Genomic DNA, 18,242 nt, shown 5'->3' on the forward strand with positions numbered 1-18,242 from the left:
GTCTTCACACCAACTTCGCTTCGCTGTCCGCACAAAACTCGATCGGCAACACCCAATCGAAGCTGTCGACCTCGATGACCCGCCTGAGCACCGGCTTCCGTGTCAACTCGGCCATGGACGACGCTGCCGGACTGCAGATCGCCACCCGTCTGAAAGCCCAGACCAGCGGCATGTCCGTTGCCATGAGCAACACCCAGAATTCCACCTCGATGCTGCAGACCGCCGAAGGCGCGTTCAACGAAGTGACCAATATGCTGGTGCGCATGAAAGACCTGGCCACCCAGGCTGCCGATGCATCGTCGAGCGCCGACGACAAGACCGCCATGCAGGCTGAATACAATGCACTGGGCCAGGAACTGTACAACGTAATGACCAACACCACGTTCGGCGGCTCCAAGCTGCTGGGCAAAGGCAGCGCGGCGGCCGACGGCACGCTGTCGGCCTCGATGACGTTCCAGATCGGCGCCAGCTCGAGCGAAACCATGAGCTTCAACGTCTCGACCAACCTGAGCTCGCTGAACTCGTCGCTGGCCGCGCTGACGAAGAACTTCTCGAGCGCAGGCTCGACTGGCGCAACCGAGTTGACTTCGACCGCCAACAGCAGCATCGGCCTGCTGGCCACCGCGATCAACGACGTCAGCACCATCCGTTCGGCACTGGGCGCCGCTGCCAACCGCCTCGACCACGTCAACAACAATCTGTCGAACATCGCCACCAACACCAAGGCTGCGACCGGCCGCATCATGGACACCGACTTCGCCACCGAAAGCTCGAACATGACTGCCTCGCAAATGTTGCTGCAGGCCGGCACGGCCATGCTCAAGCAAAGCAACAGCATGTCCTCGATGGTCATGTCGTTGCTGCAATAATTTATCCTGTTCGCCAGCGAACCGAAAGATCAAAAAGCCAACCGCTGCGGCGGTTGGCTTTTTTTCGTCTTTTTAATTTATTTCCGCGTGGAATTTAATAACCGCAGCTTGATGGTCGTCTTGTACTGGTAAGAGCGCAGTTGCTGACGCTCCGAATCGACCCCACCCTTTAGGAGCTGTACCATGCTGAGTCTTCACACCAACTTCGCTTCGCTGTCCGCACAAAACTCGATCGGCAACACCCAGTCGAAACTGTCTACCTCGATGACCCGCCTGAGCACCGGCTTCCGCGTCAATTCGGCGATGGATGATGCTGCCGGCCTGCAGATCGCTACCCGCCTGAAAGCCCAAACCAGCGGCATGGCCGTGGCAATGAGCAACACCCAGAATTCCACCTCGATGCTGCAAACGGCTGAAGGCGCATTCAGCGAAGTCACCAACATGCTGGTGCGCATGAAGGACCTGGCCACCCAGGCTGCCGATGCGTCGTCGAGCGCAGACGACAAGACCGCGATGCAGGCTGAATACAACGCACTGGGCCAGGAACTGTACAACGTAATGACCAACACCACGTTCGGCGGCTCCAAGCTGCTGGGCAAAGGTAGTGCCGCAACCGACGGCACGCTGTCGACGTCGATGACGTTCCAGATCGGCGCGAGCTCGAGCGAAACCATGAGCTTCAACGTCTCGACCAACCTGAGCTCGCTGAACACCTCGCTGTCGAACCTGAGCACCAACTTCCGTTCGGGCGGCTCGACCATAGCGACCGAACTGACCTCGAGTGCCAATGCCACCATCGGCACCCTGACCACCGCCATCAACGACGTCAGCACCATCCGTTCGGCACTGGGCGCCGCTGCCAACCGCCTCGACCACGTCAACAACAACCTGTCGAACATCGCCACCAACACCAAGGCTGCGACGGGCCGCATCATGGACACCGACTTCGCCACTGAAAGCTCGAACATGACCGCCTCGCAGATGCTGCTGCAAGCCGGTACCGCGATGCTCAAGCAGAGCAACAGCATGTCCTCGATGGTCATGTCGCTGCTGCAATAAACTAGTTGTCGCACTCCAAAAAACCCAACCGTTGAGACGGTTGGGTTTTTTTTCGTCCGCACGTCCGTTTTTTTGCATGTATTTTCATTTTATTTCCACATGGAACTTAATAAGCAGTTGTCGTTGGTCGTCTTGTACTGGTAAGGGCGCACCGATACGCGCTCCTCACCGATTACATTCTTTAGGAAACGTACCATGCTGAGTCTCCACACCAACTTCGCTTCGCTGTCCGCGCAAAATTCGATCGGCAACACCCAGTCGAACCTGTCGACCTCGATGACCCGCCTGAGCACCGGCTTCCGCGTCAACTCGGCAATGGATGACGCGGCAGGCCTGCAGATCGCCACCCGTCTGAAAGCCCAGACCAGTGGCATGACCGTGGCAATGAGCAACACCCAGAACAGCACCTCGATGTTGCAGACCGCCGAAGGCGCCTTCAACGAAGTGACCAACATGCTGGTCCGCATGAAAGACCTGGCCACCCAGGCTGCCGATGCCTCGTCGAGCACCGACGACCGCAAAGCCATGCAAGCCGAATACGATGCGCTCGGCACCGAACTGTACAACGTGATGACCAACACCACGTTCGGCGGCACCAAGCTGCTGGGCAATGGCACCGGCGCCACCGGCACCCTGTCGTCGTCGATGACGTTCCAGATCGGCGCCAGCTCGACCGAAAAAATGACCTTCGACGTCACCAGCAACCTGACCTCGCTGAACGCCAAGCTGACCGGCCTGTCGTCGAATTTCGCTGCCACGTCGATCACCAACGCTGCCGAGCTGACCACCGGCACCGCCGCCAACGGCGCCATCGACAAGCTGGAAAAAGCCATCAATGACGTCAGCACCATCCGTTCGGCCCTGGGCGCTACCGCCAACCGCCTGGACCACGTCAACAGCAACCTGTCGAACATTGCGACCAACACCAAGGCTGCCACCGGCCGCATCATGGACACCGACTTCGCCACCGAAAGCTCGAACATGACCGCCTCGCAAATGCTGCTGCAAGCGGGCACCGCCATGCTCAAGCAAAGCAACAGCATGTCCTCTATGGTCATGTCCCTGCTGCAATAATAGGTATAATGCAACGGCCCCTGCGCGGGCCGGCGCAGCAAGGAGGCCAGCCGGAACGATTCGGTTGGCTTTTTTTTAGTGTTGTTAAATCTAGATAACCAGAGCGACTCCGATGGTAGATCGTATCGGCGCCACGGCGCGATCCGTCAGCATTCCCGACCGGCATACCCAGCCAGGTCCGGTCGTGCGTGGCCCTCTCGACTCCACCAGCCGTTTCCCGGTGCCCACCCTGCCGCCGGCCGTGCCCCTCGCCAGCGGGGCCATCCTCGACGGGCCGGAGGCGCCGCCCTCCCAGCCCGGGCTGCAGGCGATGGCGATGGCCGAAGCGCTGCTTGACGGTGCCGACACGCTGCTGTCGTCAGCCATGCGTCCCAACCAGCTCTTTGCCCGCCAGCTTACTTCGCATCCACCCGACGCCGCCATGATGGCCGCGTCGTGGCAGGTCATGGTGCGCGCCTACGGTCAGCAGCGCGCCGCCTGGCTCGAACAATCGAAGGGCCAGCATGTGCCAGCGAGCCTGTTCATGGCCGACCACAATCCGTCGGCCGTGCGCGAAGGCCGGCCCGGCCTGCCGCTGGTCACTGAAATGGAGCCATGGCGCTTTGCCGTGTTTGCTTGGGGCACGGAGCGCCTGGTATTGAAAGTGGTGGTTCGGGAAGATGAGGAAGCGGACCGCCGGCAACGCCGGCGCGCGCGCGTGGCCTTGCGTCTCGAATTGATGTTGCAAGGCCTGGGCCGGGTGGTGATCCAGGTGGAGCCCACCAGCGCCAAGGGCCTGCTGATGGAGGTGGGGGCAGCGCACACCTCCGCCATGCAATACATGCGCGAAGCGCTGCCGCAACTGGCGGCGCTCGTCAACCGCTACGGCCTGACCGTGGTGCGCTGCCACTTGCGCCGCACGATACCGGCCAGCGGCCCGGAACTCGACCCCACACCGGCGCACACCGCCCTGCTGACGGCGCCGCTGTTCAAGGCCATGGCCGACATCGCCGTCCTGCTCTCTCAGCCCCAGCCAGCGCAAGTTTAGCCGACCGTGCCGATGATGCTCACTTCGCGGTTCTCGGGAATTTCGTTGTACGACAGGACGTGCAGGCCGGGCGCAAACAGGCGCGCATAACGGGCCAGCAGCGGACGGATCTGCGGCAGCACCAGCAGCAGTGGCGGCGTCGCCTGTTGCTTCATTTGCTCGCGCGCCACCGGCATGTTCACTTGCAGCTGGGCGAGCAGGTTGGGGTCGATCGGGTAGTTGTCGAGGACCACCTTGCCGCCCTGGCGGGCCTGGTTCAGTGAACCGAGCAGCATGTTTTCCAGGTCGCCGCCCAGGTTAAATGCCTGCATTTCCGTGCGCTGGCCAAACAGCGAAGTGACGATCTGGCGCCGCAGCGCGCAGCGCACTTCGGCTGCCAGCAAGATCGGATCCTTGGTCGTCTCCGAGCTGTCCACCAGGGTGGTAGCGATCGGCACGATATCCTTCAGCGAGACGTTTTCCGCCAGCAGCACCCGAAACACGCGCAACAACTGCGTGTGCGTGAGCGACTTGTCCAGCGTGCTGGCCAGCTTGGGCGAAAGCGCGGTCAGGCGTTCGAGCATGGCCGGCACGTCCTCGTGTCGGAACAGTTCCGGCAAGTATTCACGGATCAGCTTGGACAGATGGGTGGCAATCGCGCTCGACGTTTCCACCACCTGGTAGCCGAGCCCCAGCGCGTTGGCCTTTTCGCTGGTCTCGATCCAAGTCACTGGCATGCCGTAAGCCGGCTCGATGCCGGGGATGCCATCGATGCTGCCGTACACGTTGGGCGACGGGATCGCCATCAGCCGGTCGGCAAATACCTCCGCTTGCGCGACCACGCTGCCCGACAGGATGACGGCGTACTGCGATGGCTTCATGCCGAGATCGTCGCGCACAGAGATCGGCGGCAGCAACAAGCCCATCGCTTCGGACACGCTCTGGCGGACCCCGCGCACGCGCTTGACCAGCGGCTCGCCGTGCGACTTGTCGATCAGGGATACCAGCTTGTAGCCAAGCGCTACTTGCAGCGGCTGCGTGGCCGGCAGGCTGTTCCAGTCCAGTTCGGGCGCGCCGTCCTCGCGCAGCGCCCTTTCGATAGCCTCGATGTGGGTGTTGTCGGGCGCCTTGACGCGCTGCCCCAGCTTCCACCCCACGTACGCCAGTACCAGCGCAAACGGCATGAACATCTGCCACGGCATGCCCGGCACCAGGGCCAGGATAAACATCATGCCGGCGGCGCTGAACATCACCTGCGGCGACGTCAGCACCTGGTTGCCCACCTGCTGCTCAAAGTCACCGGTGTCCGAGATACGGGTCACCAGGATGGCGGAGGCGGCCGACAGCAGCAACGCAGGGATTTGCGCGACCAGGCCGTCACCGATGGTCAGCAGCGCGTATTGTTTGAACGCATCGCCGAACGACATGTCCTGCATGATGGCGCCGATAGCCACACCGCCCACCATGTTGATGATCAGAATCAGAATGCTGGCCACGGCATCGCCGCGCACGAACTTGGAGGCGCCATCCATGGCGCCGTAGAAATCGGCTTCGGCCGCCACGTCCTTGCGGCGTACTTGCGCTTGTTCCTGATTGATCAGGCCGGCATTGAGGTCGGCGTCGATTGCCATCTGTTTGCCGGGCAGCGCGTCCAGGGTAAACCGTGCCGATACTTCCGAGATCCGTTCGGCACCCTTGGTCACCACCATGAAGTTAATGATCATCAGGATCACGAACACCACGATACCGACCACGTAGTTGCCACCGATGACCACATGGCCGAACGCCTCGATCACCGCACCGGCCGCATCGGTGCCCTCGTGGCCGTGCAGCAGCACCACCCGGGTGGACGCCACGTTCAAGGTCAGCCGCAGCATGGTGGTGGCCAGAATCACGGTCGGGAACACCGAGAAGTCGAGCGGCCGCTTGGCCGACACCGATACCATGATGACGATCAGGGCCAGCACGATGTTGAACGTAAACATCACGTCCAGCAGGAATGGCGGCAACGGCAGGATGATCATCGCCAGGATCGCCAGCAGGAACGCCGGCGTGGCGAACTTGTGGCGCCGCGCTTCCGTAATCAGCGCTTTAAAGAAATTCATGACTGCTTAACCTCGCTCATGGATGTGGGTACTGCAACTTCGGTAGGAGCCAATGGCCGGGCGTTGCGGCGACCGCTGTGGAATGCGCGCAACTGCAGCACGTAATTGAGCACCTGCGAGACCGCCTGGTACAGCTGCACCGGGATCTGCTGGTTGACCTGGCTGGTGTTGTAGATGGCGCGCGCCAGCGGCGGCAATTCCATCACTTCGATCTCGAATTCTTTGGCCAGTTGGCGGATGTACAGCGCCATCTCGTCGACGCCCTTGGCCACAACGAACGGTGCCTCGGCACGGTCATGGTCGTATTTCAGCGCTACCGCGTAATGCTCGGGGTTGACGATGACGACATCGGCCGTGGGTACCGTCTTGCGGGCGCTGCCGCGTGCCAGTGCGCGCTGCAGCTGGCGGATGCGCCCTTTCACTTCCGGACGTCCCTCGCTGGTCTTGTGTTCTTCCTTCTGGTCGTGCTTGCTCATGCGCTGGTTCTTGGCGAAGAAATACGCCTGCGCCGGCACGTCGACCAGGGCAAAGATCACGAACACGGCAACGAGCGACATCAGGCCGTCGAGCATCAGGCTGGCGCCCGCCGTAATCGCCTGCCCCATCGGCATCAGCTGCAGGCCGGTGTACGACGCGGTGGTAGCGCGCGTGATGTGGATCAGGACCGCGATGAGCACGCCTGCCTTGGCGATCGACACCAGCAACTCGAACGCATGTTTGCCGCCAAATAATCGGCCCAGGTTGGCTGCTGGACTCATGCGCGACAACTTGGGGGCCCAATTCTTGGTCGAGACTACCCACCCACCCGGAATCATGGCGCCCATCATGATGCACAGCGAGACCACAAACAGCGGCAGCACCATCTTGATGAACAGCAGCACCGAGGTGAGGAACAGCGTGGACATGGTGTTGTCGATCGCTCCCTCGCTGTCGAACGGCGCGAACGCCTGGTGGAAAATCTCGTTAATGTCGGTCATATAGCTCGGCAGCAGGTACACAAACAGCTTCAGACTGACCAGGATGCCTATCGCAGTGGCCAGGTCACGCGAGCGCACCACCTGCCCTTCGTCACGCGATTTCTTGATTTTCTGTTGTGACGCCTTTTCGGTTTTGTCACCGGTGCTCTGGTCAGCCATGTCTGCTCGCCTGCATCTGCTGGCGTATCATTTCCAGCACCTGGTTGGTCATGCTTACATAGTGTTCTGGAATGAATCGGACCAACTCGGCCAGCATCATCAGGCCGAAGATCGTGATCACCGCAAAGCCCAGCGAAAACAGGTTCAGACTCGGCGCCACCCGGTTGAGAAAGCCGAAACCGAGCTGTACCACGATGGTAGAAAACACTACCGGCAAGGCCAGCAGCATGGCCGCTGAAAAGATCCAGGCGACGTTGTAGGCCACTGTATTGAGCAGCAGCGGCGAGTAGCCGTGGCCCAGCGGCCAGGCCTGAAAACTCTGGCCCAGGATGTTGGTGAGCACGAGGTGGCCGTCGATGGCAAAGAAGATGATGATGGCCAGCGTGGACAGCAGCGCCGACACCACGTCCGACGACTGGCCGTTGAGCGGATCGTTCATGACCGCCATCGACAGGCCCATCTGCGACGTCACCACGTAGCCGAGCACGCCGATAACCGACATTGCAAAGTGAAACGCCAGTCCCAGCACAAAGCCGATGATGGCCTGCTCGATGGTGGCGACCACGCCATGCATGGAAAACGGATCGATCGGTGCCACCTGCCCCCCGACTCCGCCAGTAAGCGGCAGCATGACAATCGACAGCACCAGCGCAAGCAGGATGCGTACCGTCACCGGCGTGACCACCTCGCCCAGCACCGGCGCACCGATGAACATGGCGAGGATGCGGCAGAACGGCCACCAGATGGCGGTGAGCATGGGCAGCAGATTGGCCAGGACCGGTTCCATGCGCAACAGCTAGCCGACCAGGGTGGCTGCGCGGGTGAAGATCGAGACGCAGTAATCCATCAGGTAGCCCGACATCCAGCGTCCCATCAGGATCACCGCCAGCAGGGTCACCAGCAGCTTGGGTAGAAAGCTCAGCGTCTGTTCGTTGATCTGGGTGGCGGCCTGGAACAGCGCTACCAGAAGCCCCACGACCAGGCCGGGGACGACCAGCATTACCACCAGCAGCATTACCATGTGCAGCGATTCGGCCACCAGGTCGACGGCGATTTCAGGAGTCAGCACGAGTTATCCCTTCGGCGTCAGTAGGCCTGGATACTGGTGACGAGCGTATTGACCGTCAGCGTCCAACCATCGACCAGCACGAACAGCAGCAGCTTGAACGGCAAAGAAATGACCAATGGCGAGAGCATCATCATGCCCATGGCCATTAGCACCGAGGCCACCACCAGGTCGATCACCAAAAACGGAATGAACAGCATGCAGCCGATCTGGAACGCGGTTTTCAGTTCCGACAGCACGAATGCCGCCAGCTTCACGGTAAACGCGTGCTTGGTGGGATCGGTGACGTTGTCTTCGCCGGCCAGGTGGGCGATCTGCCTGAGTGCAGCCTTGCTGGTTTGTGCCAGCATGAAGCGCGACACTGGCTGCTGGGCGATCTGCAGCGCGCTGTCGAGACCGATCTTGTCCTGGTCGTAGGGCACGAATGCCTCGGTCCAGATCTGATCGCCGATCGGGCGCATCACCAGCAGGGTGAGGATCAGCGCCACGCCGGTAATCACCCGGTTGGGCAAGCCCTGCTGCAGGCCCAGGGCCTGGCGCAACAGCGACAGCACGATCACGAAACGGGTAAAACTGGTCATCATCATGACCATCACCGGGAGCAGGCCCAGCAAGGTCATGATGATCAGGATCTGCATCTTGACCGTCAGCTCGGTCTTGGCGCCCGGCACCACGTTGGCCAGCAGGTCGACCGCGTGGGCGGCGCCCGGCAGCAGGGACAGCGCTGCAACGAGCGCGGCGGCTGTGGTCAGCTTGCCCATCGTCAGCTTGCCAGTCATCGGCGTTACCACGGTCATGGAGTCATCAGGTCCAGGTTCAGGCCGTCGAGGTCGAGTACCTTGAGGCCGTAATTCTCGCCGGCCACCACCACTTCGGCGCGGCCGATGGCGGTGCCGTTGACCTTGATGACCAGCGGCTCGCCAGCGAGCACATCGAGCTCGACCACACTGTCGGGGCCGATCGCCATCAATTCTTCCAGCGATATGCGCGCCGAGCCCACTTCGAGCGTCAGCGTGACCGGGATCTTGCGCATCATGGCAGGCAGGTCGCGACGCGGAGCAGCTACCGCATGCGTGCTTTCGGTCAACTCTCCACCGACCTGCTCAATGATCATTTCGTCGGACAGGTCTTCCAGCATGGCGTCGTTGGGGTTGGCTACATTCATGTTCATCGTTATTCAGCGTCTTCAAAGGAGGTTAGGCAGAGCTTGCCCTTGTGCTCGGTCACAGCAGCGGTAAACAGGCGCGAGTCCTCGAGCAGGACGTCGGCTCGATGCAAACTGATCGGGATAATATCGCCGACCTGCAAGTCATACAGGCTGCCCAGCATGACTTCCTTGCTGGCCAGGCGACCAATCAGGCCCAGATGCAAGCGCTGCGCCAGCGGACCGGCGGGCTTGCGCTTTTTGGCGCCGTCCCGATCGCGCAACAGGCCGCGCAGCACGCCGGCCATCAATTGCTTGTCGAGCGCGAACCAGAAGCGACCGGCGGTCGCACCACTGTTAGCGCCCGCCAACGTGACCACGATCACCCAGGCGCCCTTGGCGGGCTGGGCGCCGGTAGTCGGCTTGAAACCATAATCTTCCACCGCAGCGCCATCATCGTCGGCCAGCGGCTTGCCGCCGGGCGGCAGGTTGGCCTCGATGCGCCCGGCCAGGGTGCCGGCCAACTGTTGCCCCAATACCACAGCGAGGCGCTCCTCGGTCGCAGTGACGCGCACGCTCGCTTCGTCCACTTCAGGCACCGAGTCACTCTTGGCGCCACTTCCATATCGATAGTTGAGTACGCTGAGCAACACTTTGCGTTCGAGTGAAAAAGCGATCTGGCCAGCGGGCGCCGCAAAGCTGAGCCACCGGCTGTTGGGCGTATTGGCGCCATCGATGCGTGAAAACTGCACATCCTCGACCTGGAAGCCGCCCCAGTAGCGCCGGTTCATGTTCAACCGCATCGACTGCATGAGGTCGTCGCGCAACTGCGCCGCAAAAATGGGCAGCAGGTGCACGGGACGACCCAGCAGTGAGGGGTCCAGAACTTGATGTTGCACTGTTTGTTTCGTCATTGTCGTATCGGGCTGGTCCGGGAAATCACACTGAATGTCACTACGCTGCATCATCTCACCTCCGGATCGCAAACAACAGGACCACGGGAGCGTACGCACCTAAAATTTATTCAATGCAACAGCATAACTGAAAGTTGGGGAGGTCCGGAAGCCAAAGCATACCCGATATTTCACATTATTGCCATTGAACAATATTCGGTTTGAATTGTGTCATCGAGAGTGTCGCGTGATGTTTACGGCGGGCAAATAAACCTTTACAGGAGTATTGCCAGCCGGTAAGCTTGGCTCGGTATTGGTTGGTATACGCTGCAACGCAACAAAGCCATAGTCATCGTGCTTAGTGAATGATTTATAACGATATTTCCTTATAGAAAACATGATGCATCGGTTTTTTGAAACGCGGCAGGTCGCTTTTGCAGGCGGCGGTCAAACGTGAAATTTTTTCGGATTTCCCCCACCATTTTTTGAACCTGATCAGCGTCCGATACACCTGGACAGGTATCTCTGTCACTGTTTGCCGGACAAAAGTGTGACATGCAGTCTGCATGTGTAGCATGGATGAGATAGCCAGTCGCACGTTGCACCACGCGGCGCTTGCTGGGTAAAGGCAATATGGCTATGTTAGGGACATCAACGCTGTAAGTAACCGGAGGTAGCAATGAGTAACGGAATCGCAGGTCTGATCCAGGCCGACCTGGCAGCGCTGACCAACGCCGCGCAAGCACTGTCGAACACTGCGGTCTCGGCCGCCAGCCAGTTCGGTGGCGCTACGCCCCACCAGGGCTTCTCGTTTGCCCAGGCCATGCAGGACACCATCGGCAAGATCAACGACGGCGATGTCGCCGCCGGCCAGAAGATGGCCGACGTCGAATCGGGCAAGAGCGACGACCTGGTCGGCGCCATGTTGTCGAGCCAGGAAGCGAGCCTGTCCTTCTCCATGCTGATGCAAGTGCGCAACAAGGTGATGGGCGGGCTCGACGAGCTCATCAAACTGCCGCTGTAATGACCCGCTGACACCGCCCGCGAAAGTTCACCCGTGATTAACACCGTCAAGACCGCCTTCGGCCGCTGGCGCGCCAGCCCGGCCGCCCTGTCCGTCTCCCCCAACCTGCTCAAGAACCTCTACCCGCTACTGCTGCTGGCGATCGGCGTGACCGCGCTGGTGCTGATGTTCCTGTGGAAGGACCAGTCCGATTACAAGCCGGTGTTCGGCGCCCGTGAAAAAGTCTCGGCGTCGGACATGATGACCGTGCTGGAAGCCGAACGGGTGCCGTACCGCGTGCACCCGGAAAGCGGCCAGGTACTGGTACCGGCCGACATGCTGGGCAAGGTCCGCATGATGCTCGCCGCCAAGGGCGTGACCGCGCAACTGCCGGCCGGCCTGGAGCTGATGGACAAGAACGATCCGCTGGGCGTGTCGCAATTCGTCCAGGACGTGCGCTTCCGCCGCGGCCTCGAAGGCGAGCTGGCGCAGTCGATCATGACGCTCGACGCGATCGCCCATGCCCGCGTGCACCTGTCAATTGCCAAGTCGAGTTCGTTCGTCTCGTCCGATGGCGACAAGTCGTCGGCGTCCGTGGTGGTGGCGCTAAAACCAGGCCGTACGTTACAGCCCGAGGCGATTGCCGCCGTGATCAACATGGTGTCGGGCAGCGTCGCCAGCCTGGCGCCGGCGCGCGTCAGCCTGGTGGACCAGGCCGGCAACCTGCTGTCGTCCCACATTGACCTGTCCGAAGGCTTCGATGGCGGCGCCGGCGGCACCGAGGCGGCCAAGCGCTACCAGGACGACGTCAAGCAAAGCATCAAGGGCCTGCTCGGCCCGGTGATCGGCGACGACAACTTCCGCCTGTCGGTGGCAGCCACCGTCAACAACGACAAGGTCGAAGAGACGGTCGAGAAATACGGCGCCGATCCGAAAGTGACCAGCGAAGCCATGCGCGAAGAGCAGGACCGCAACCGCATGACCATGGGCGTGCCGGGCACGCTGTCGAACCGCCCGCCGCCGGCCAATCCGAACCCGGCCGACGCCGCCAAGCCCGCCACCGATCCGGCCACCGGCAACGACGGCACTGCGCGCAAGAACGCCACCACGCGCCAGTACGCCTATGATCGCAGCATCACCCAGACCAAGCGCAGCCGTGGCAGCCTGGAGAAACTGAGCGTGGCCGTGGTGCTGGCGCAAGCGGCCGCCCCGACCCCGAAAACCGGCTGGAGCGCGGCCGAAATCGCCAACATCGACAAGCTGCTGCGCAACGGCCTGGGCATCAACGTCGAACGCGGCGACCAGCTGGTGGTCTCGGCCATGAACTTCCCGGCCAAGGCCGAAGTGCTGCCCTGGTGGCAGGAGCGCGACAACGTGGTCGATATCAGTTCGTACCTGATTTACGGCGCTGGCGTGCTGTTCGGCTACCTGCTGATCCTGCGTCCCCTGATGCGCCTGGTCACGATGCGCTTCGCACCCGACCCGAAGGAGCAAGCCCGGACTTCCAATGAACGCCGCGCCGCCGAAGCGGCCGCCGTGGCCGCCGCCCGCGATGCCAAAGACGCCAACGGCAACCCGGTTGCCGCCATCCCGGGCAACCCGGCGGTGCCGGCGCTGGGCGCCGACGGCCTGCCAGTGCTGCCGGGCGCCACCGGCCCGACCACCATGGTGCCGCTGCTGGAAAACTACGATCTGCCGCCACCAGGCTCGGCGGTGGACGTGATGGTCGATCACCTGAAAGTACTGGCCGCGAAAGAACCGGAACGCGTCGCCGAAGTCGTCAAACAATGGATGCAGAAAAATGGCCGAACTCAATAATTACCAGGATAACGACGACGGCGAATTTGGCGCCACCGCCAAGCTGACGCCGGTCGAGCAAGCCGCCATCGTGCTGCTGAGCATAGGCGAGGAGCCGGCCGCTGCGGTGCTGCGCTGCCTGTCGCGCGAGGAGCTGATCGAAGTCACGCAAGTGATGTCGCGCATGAGCGGCATCAAGGTCGAGTCGGTGAAGACCGCGATGCAGACCTTTTTCGACGACTACCGCCAGCAGTCGGGCGTGCACGGCGCCTCGCGCAGCTACCTCAAGCGCTCGCTGGACCTGGCGCTGGGCTCCGACCTGGCCAATACCGTCTTGAACAACATCTACGGCGACGAGCTGCGCCCGAAAATGGCGCGCCTGCAATGGGCCTCGCCCAAGTGGCTGGCCGAGTACATCTCCAACGAGCACGTGCAGATGCAGGCGGTGTTCCTGGCCTTCCTGCCGCCGGCGCTGGCCGGCCAGATCATCGACGCGCTGCCGCAAGAAGGCCGCGACCTGGTGCTGCTGAACCTGGCGCGCCTGGACGAGATCGACCGCGACCTGCTGCAGGAGCTCGATGACCTGGTGGTGCGCTGCCTCAGTTCGTTCGATTCGCAAAGCACCAGCGTGGAGGGCATCCGCCAGACCGCCGAGATCCTCAACCGCCTGCCGGGCAACCGCGCGCAGATGGTCGAACTGCTGCGCGCCCACGACCCGGAAGTGGTGTCCAAGATCGAGCTGTCGATGTACGATTTCCTGATCCTGGCCAACCAGTCCGAGAACGCGCTCTCCCGCATCATCGAGGAAGTACCGCTCGAACAGTGGGCGATTGCACTCAAGGGCGCCGAAGTGTCGATCCGCGACGCCATCCTCAAGACCATGCCGAAACGCCAGGCGCAAGCGTTCGAGGACATGATGCGCCGCGCCGGCCCGATGCCGATGTCGCGCATCGAGCAGACCCGCCAGGAAATCATGAATACCGTCAAGGCACTGGCCGACAACGGCGAAGTCGAGATCCAGCTGTTTGCCGAACAGGTGGTTGAATGAAGCAGTTCCGCGCCTACCGCTTTCCGCCGCTGGCCCAGTTCACCAGCATGGCGCAGCAGCGCGCCACCGCCACTGGCCACAGCGGCGGCGACGCCGGCGCCCAGTGGGCGGCGTCGGTCACCGAAGGCTTCGAGCAGGGCCAGCGCGACGGCTATGAGATTGGTCTCGCACGCGGCCAGGAAGACGGCTACGAAGCGGGCCGCAACGCCGGCCAGCAGCAGGGCCGCGAAGAAGGCCGCCACGAAACCCTGGTCGCCTACGACCAGATGGCGCGTCCCGTTGACGCCATGCTCAAGAGCTTGAAGAAGCTGCGTTCCGACTACCGCGCCGCCCAGCGCAAGGAAGTGGTGGACCTGGTGGCCAAGGTGGCGCGCCAGGTGATCCGCGCCGAACTGGCCTTGCAGCCGGTGCAGCTGATGTCGCTGGTGGAAGAAACGCTGGCCTCGATGCCGCCCACGCGCGAAGAAATCGACGTCTTCCTCAACCCGGAAGAACTGAAACGCATCACCGAGCTCGATCCAAAACGCTCCAAAAAATGGAACCTGATCGGCGACGCCCGCCTGGAAGTGGGCGAATGCCGCATCAAGGCTGGCGATAATGAAGTCGATGCCGGATGTCATCAACGTCTTGCTGCGGTCATGGAACAGGTCGATAATCAGTTGCAGGCCGTCGATGGCGGCGATGACGAAACGGAGAGCGAACAGTGATCGCCGACGCCTTGCGCAATCTCGAACTGGGCACCGTCCCCATGGCCACCCCCACGGGCCGGCTGGTGGGCGCGTCCGGTTTGCTGCTCGAGGCGGTCGGCTGTCCGCTGCACACCGGCCAGCGTTGCCAGATCGAGACAGTGGGCGGCGACTGGCTGGACGCCCAGGTGGTCGGTTTTCGCGACAAGGTGTCGTACCTGATGCCGTTCAAGAAGGCCGTGGGCCTGACCACCGGCGCACGGGTGTTGCCTTCGCCCGACAAGATCAACTTGCAGATTGGTTCGAGCTGGCTGGGCCGCATGGTCAATGGCATCGGCGAACCGATCGACGGCCTGGGCAAGCTGAGCGGCGATTTCCCGCTCGATTCGCAGCCGCCGCGCATCAATCCGCTCAAGAAAAAACCGGTGACCGAGCCGCTCGACGTCGGCGTGCGCGCGATCAATTCCATGCTGACCCTCGGGCGCGGCCAGCGGGTGGGCCTGATGGCTGGCTCCGGCGTCGGCAAATCCGTGCTGCTGGGCCTGATGACCCGGCAGACCGTCGCCGACGTGGTGGTGGTGGGCCTGATCGGCGAACGCTCGCGCGAGGTACGCGAATTCGTCGACATGTCGCTCGGTAAAGAAGGTCTGCAAAAGGCGGTGCTGGTGATCGCCCCGGCCGACGAGAGCCCGCTGATGCGCATCATGGCGACCGAGCTGTGCCATTCGATCGCGGCGCACTACCGCGACCAGGGCAAGAACGTGCTGCTGCTGGTCGATTCGCTCACGCGCTACGCGATGGCGCTGCGCGAAGTGGCGCTGGCGCTCGGCGAGCCGCCGGCCACCAAGGGTTATCCGCCGTCGGTGTTTTCCGCCCTGCCCCAGCTGGTGGAATCGGCCGGCAACGGCGAGAACCAGGTCGGCAGCATGAGCGCGATTTACACCGTGCTGGCCGAAGGCGACGACCAGCAGGACCCGGTGGTCGATACCGCGCGGGCAATTCTCGACGGCCACATCGTGCTCACCCGCGAGCTGGCCGAGCGCGGCCACTACCCGGCGATCGATATCGGCCAGTCGATCAGCCGCTGCATGAGCCAGGTGATTACGCAGGACCACATGCTGGCGGCGCGCGCGCTCAAGGCCAGCATGTCGCGCCACGACCGCGTGCGCGACCTGATCCCGCTCGGCGCCTACGTGCCGGGCGCCGATCCGGTCACCGACCGCGCAGTGATGCTGCACCCGCGCGTGGAACAGTTTTTGTGCCAGGGCACCAAGGAGGAAGCACCGTACGAGCCGTGCATCAACCAGCTCGAAACCTTGATGCGCTGATGAAGTGAACCTGACCCAAGCGAGACCGACACCATGAGCCAGCACAACATCCGCAACCTGACCACCCTGGTGGCCCTGCGCAACACCGAAGTGGAGCGACTGCAAACCGAGATGGCCGAAAAGACCAGCTTGCGCGATCGCTACCAGAAAAACCTCGACCGCCTGACCGGGCTGTACGTGAACAGCGGCGCCAGCGGCAACCTGCACCCTGCCCTGGCCGGCAACTGCGGCGACTACAAGCAAGCCGTGATGGTGATGGCCGACAACCACCGGGTGGACCTGCATTTGCACGAAGCCGACATGGCCGTCTCGCAGCAGGCGCTCAATGCGGCGTGGGCCAAGCGCGAAGTGCTGGGCAAGGTACTCGACAAGCAGCACAAGGTCGTGCAAAAAGAACAGCATTCCAAAGAACGCAAGCAGCATGACGAATTGGCAACGCAAGCGTGGTGGCGCGGCCAAAAGTAACATTGTCGGAAGTTTCTCAGTGCGACACGCCGGGTGCGTCGTCCACGCAACACCTAAAAAAAAGTTAAAAATCTTTTCATACGGAAACGAATTGGGTCGCCTTGTATCAGGGTACACTCACTTATCCTTGCAGGAGCATGAACCATGGCAACAGTTATCACCAGTCCGACCTACGATCCGGTTACCACGGCGACCAACCTTGCCAACTCTTATGTCGCGCCAACCAAGGCGATTCTCGACGCCCAGGCCGCCAAGGCGAAGGCCAATTCAGCTGCCCTGTCCACGCTCGGTTCTGCACTGAGTGCGTTCCAGACCGCGATGGCGTCGATCGCTAGCGGCACCAAATCGGTTAGCGCCAATTCTGCCACCTTCAGCAACACCGCCATAGCCACCGGCACCGCCAACACCAAGGCCACCGCCGGCACCTATTCGTTCTACGTCGAGCAACTGGCCACGGCTGGCCAGGTGTCGTATTCCGTACCTAACACCAGTCCCGCCACGCCCGGAAAGTTCAACATTGCCATGGGCGACGGCACCACGTTTGAAGTGTCGCTCGACGCTGCGAACACCGATCCGGACAGCCCGAACGACCTGACAGCCAAAGAAATCGCCGCCGCCATCAATGCCGCGACCGGCAACAATTCGCGCGTGACCGCCTCTACCCTGACCATCAACGGCGCTACGCAACTGGTACTGAGCTCCACCAAGACTGGCTCGGCGAACGCGGTCGCTTCGATTCAAACCGCCGGCCTGGCCGATCCGGCGCTGGCCACTGCGCTGTCGAGCAAGACCACGCTGTCAGCCGCCAGCAACGCCATCGTCTGGGTAGGCGCCAAGGGCACTGGCACCAAGATCGAGCAGGCCACCAATACCTTCAGCATCGTCGACGGCGTCTCGTTCACGGTCAATCAGGCCCAGGGTGCGAACGACGCGCCGGTGGTGATGAAAGTCGCCTCCGACACCAGCGCCACCGCCGCTAACGTGCAGAATTTCGTCACCGCCTACAACAACCTGCTGGCTGCGTACGGCACCGTCACCAAGGTGGGCGACCCGGCCGCCGGCACCGCCAGCGCGGCCCTTGCTGGCGACTCGGCTGTCAAATCGCTGCGCGACCAGCTCAACGCAGCATTGCGCACCGCCACCGGCGGCCAGTCGCTGATCAGCTACGGCATTACCGCCAGCCGCGACGGCACCCTGTCGCTCGACTCGAATCGCCTGACCAAGGCAATGGCCGCAGACCCCGAAGGACTGGACAAACTGTTCGGCCGCGCCACTGCGCTGGGCACCACCGACAGCGGTGTACTCGGTTCGATGAACAAGATTGTCAGCAACTGGACCAGCTCGGTCAACGGGGTGCTCGGCGCGCGCAAAAGCGCCAACGACAAGGTGCAGCTCGATACCACCAAGCGCCTGGCGACACTCGAAGGCCAGTTCAACAACGCCTACAAACGCTACCTGGCGCAGTTCACCGCGCTGCAGCAGCTGCAGTCGTCGATGACCAACACGTCCAACCTGTTTACTGCGCTGTTCTCCAGCGAATCGTCGTAGCACTCATTACAACCG

General features: G+C 62.1%; 18 protein-coding genes. 11 read left to right on the top strand and 7 right to left on the bottom strand.

What is annotated here, in order from left to right:
* The 4 genes from DUPY_RS04560 to DUPY_RS04575 all read left to right on the top strand — a co-directional run.
* A partial coding sequence (locus tag DUPY_RS04560; protein ID WP_071651583.1) for a flagellin N-terminal helical domain-containing protein occupies positions 1–869 on the top strand: 869 nt, incomplete at its 5' end.
* A gap of 183 nt (positions 870–1,052) precedes the next feature.
* Positions 1,053–1,928, top strand: a complete 876-nt coding sequence (locus DUPY_RS04565) for a flagellin N-terminal helical domain-containing protein (protein ID WP_070246656.1) — start codon at positions 1,053–1,055, stop codon at positions 1,926–1,928.
* A 195-nt stretch (positions 1,929–2,123) separates the two neighbouring features.
* On the top strand, positions 2,124–3,002 hold the full coding sequence (locus DUPY_RS04570; RefSeq protein ID WP_070246657.1) for a flagellin N-terminal helical domain-containing protein: 879 nt from the start codon (positions 2,124–2,126) through the stop codon (positions 3,000–3,002).
* Between the two features lie 112 nt (positions 3,003–3,114).
* Positions 3,115–4,029 (top strand): hypothetical protein, encoded by a 915-nt coding sequence (locus DUPY_RS04575; protein ID WP_070246658.1) that lies wholly within the window; start codon positions 3,115–3,117, stop codon positions 4,027–4,029.
* Here the strand turns inward: DUPY_RS04575 and DUPY_RS04580 are convergent.
* The 7 genes from DUPY_RS04580 to DUPY_RS04610 are packed head-to-tail and all read right to left on the bottom strand — an operon-like array spanning position 4,026 to position 10,427.
* Complete coding sequence (locus DUPY_RS04580) at positions 4,026–6,113, bottom strand: flagellar biosynthesis protein FlhA (protein WP_070246659.1); 2,088 nt, start codon at positions 6,111–6,113, stop codon at positions 4,026–4,028. The two genes, DUPY_RS04575 and DUPY_RS04580, sit on opposite strands and share 4 nt — an antisense overlap.
* The gene (locus tag DUPY_RS04585; protein WP_070246660.1) at positions 6,110–7,249 is read right to left on the bottom strand and encodes an EscU/YscU/HrcU family type III secretion system export apparatus switch protein; all 1,140 of its coding nucleotides are present in this window, start codon (positions 7,247–7,249) and stop codon (positions 6,110–6,112) included. The genes DUPY_RS04580 and DUPY_RS04585 overlap by 4 nt, the downstream gene beginning before the upstream one ends.
* Complete coding sequence (locus DUPY_RS04590) at positions 7,242–8,036, bottom strand: flagellar biosynthetic protein FliR (RefSeq protein WP_070246661.1); 795 nt, start codon at positions 8,034–8,036, stop codon at positions 7,242–7,244. The genes DUPY_RS04585 and DUPY_RS04590 overlap by 8 nt, the downstream gene beginning before the upstream one ends.
* A 9-nt stretch (positions 8,037–8,045) precedes the next feature.
* The gene (gene fliQ, locus DUPY_RS04595) at positions 8,046–8,318 is read right to left on the bottom strand and encodes a flagellar biosynthesis protein FliQ (protein WP_070246662.1); all 273 of its coding nucleotides are present in this window, start codon (positions 8,316–8,318) and stop codon (positions 8,046–8,048) included.
* A 17-nt stretch (positions 8,319–8,335) separates the two neighbouring features.
* On the bottom strand, positions 8,336–9,112 hold the full coding sequence (gene fliP / locus DUPY_RS04600; protein WP_141749421.1) for a flagellar type III secretion system pore protein FliP: 777 nt from the start codon (positions 9,110–9,112) through the stop codon (positions 8,336–8,338).
* Complete coding sequence (locus DUPY_RS04605; RefSeq protein ID WP_070246663.1) at positions 9,109–9,486, bottom strand: FliM/FliN family flagellar motor switch protein; 378 nt, start codon at positions 9,484–9,486, stop codon at positions 9,109–9,111. The genes fliP and DUPY_RS04605 overlap by 4 nt, the downstream gene beginning before the upstream one ends.
* Before the next feature lie 2 nt (positions 9,487–9,488).
* Complete coding sequence (locus tag DUPY_RS04610) at positions 9,489–10,427, bottom strand: FliM/FliN family flagellar motor switch protein (protein WP_229255237.1); 939 nt, start codon at positions 10,425–10,427, stop codon at positions 9,489–9,491.
* 604 nt (positions 10,428–11,031) lie between these two features.
* On the opposite strand from DUPY_RS04610, the gene fliE reads away from it, so the two are divergent.
* From fliE to fliD, 7 genes are all read left to right on the top strand, one after another.
* Complete coding sequence (gene fliE, locus DUPY_RS04615; RefSeq protein WP_070246665.1) at positions 11,032–11,376, top strand: flagellar hook-basal body complex protein FliE; 345 nt, start codon at positions 11,032–11,034, stop codon at positions 11,374–11,376.
* 33 nt (positions 11,377–11,409) lie between these two features.
* Positions 11,410–13,173, top strand: a complete 1,764-nt coding sequence (fliF, locus tag DUPY_RS04620) for a flagellar basal-body MS-ring/collar protein FliF (protein WP_070246666.1) — start codon at positions 11,410–11,412, stop codon at positions 13,171–13,173.
* Positions 13,157–14,200: a flagellar motor switch protein FliG gene (locus DUPY_RS04625; RefSeq protein WP_070246667.1), complete on the top strand. Its 1,044-nt coding sequence runs from the start codon at positions 13,157–13,159 to the stop codon at positions 14,198–14,200. The genes fliF and DUPY_RS04625 overlap by 17 nt, the downstream gene beginning before the upstream one ends.
* Positions 14,197–14,907 carry a flagellar assembly protein FliH gene (fliH, locus tag DUPY_RS04630; RefSeq protein WP_070246668.1) on the top strand — a complete coding sequence of 237 codons (711 nt, stop codon included), beginning with the start codon at positions 14,197–14,199 and terminating at the stop codon, positions 14,905–14,907. Before DUPY_RS04625 ends, fliH begins: the two co-directional genes overlap by 4 nt.
* Positions 14,904–16,214 (top strand): flagellar protein export ATPase FliI, encoded by a 1,311-nt coding sequence (gene fliI, locus DUPY_RS04635; protein ID WP_070246669.1) that lies wholly within the window; start codon positions 14,904–14,906, stop codon positions 16,212–16,214. Before fliH ends, fliI begins: the two co-directional genes overlap by 4 nt.
* Positions 16,215–16,247: 33 nt before the next feature.
* Complete coding sequence (gene fliJ, locus DUPY_RS04640; protein ID WP_070246670.1) at positions 16,248–16,679, top strand: flagellar export protein FliJ; 432 nt, start codon at positions 16,248–16,250, stop codon at positions 16,677–16,679.
* Positions 16,680–16,823: 144 nt separating this feature from the next.
* Complete coding sequence (gene fliD / locus DUPY_RS04645) at positions 16,824–18,227, top strand: flagellar filament capping protein FliD (RefSeq protein WP_070246671.1); 1,404 nt, start codon at positions 16,824–16,826, stop codon at positions 18,225–18,227.
* Positions 18,228–18,242: the final 15 nt, after the last annotated feature.

The organism is Duganella phyllosphaerae (genome assembly GCF_001758785.1).
In the GTDB taxonomy this organism is placed as follows: domain Bacteria; phylum Pseudomonadota; class Gammaproteobacteria; order Burkholderiales; family Burkholderiaceae_D; genus Rugamonas; species Rugamonas phyllosphaerae.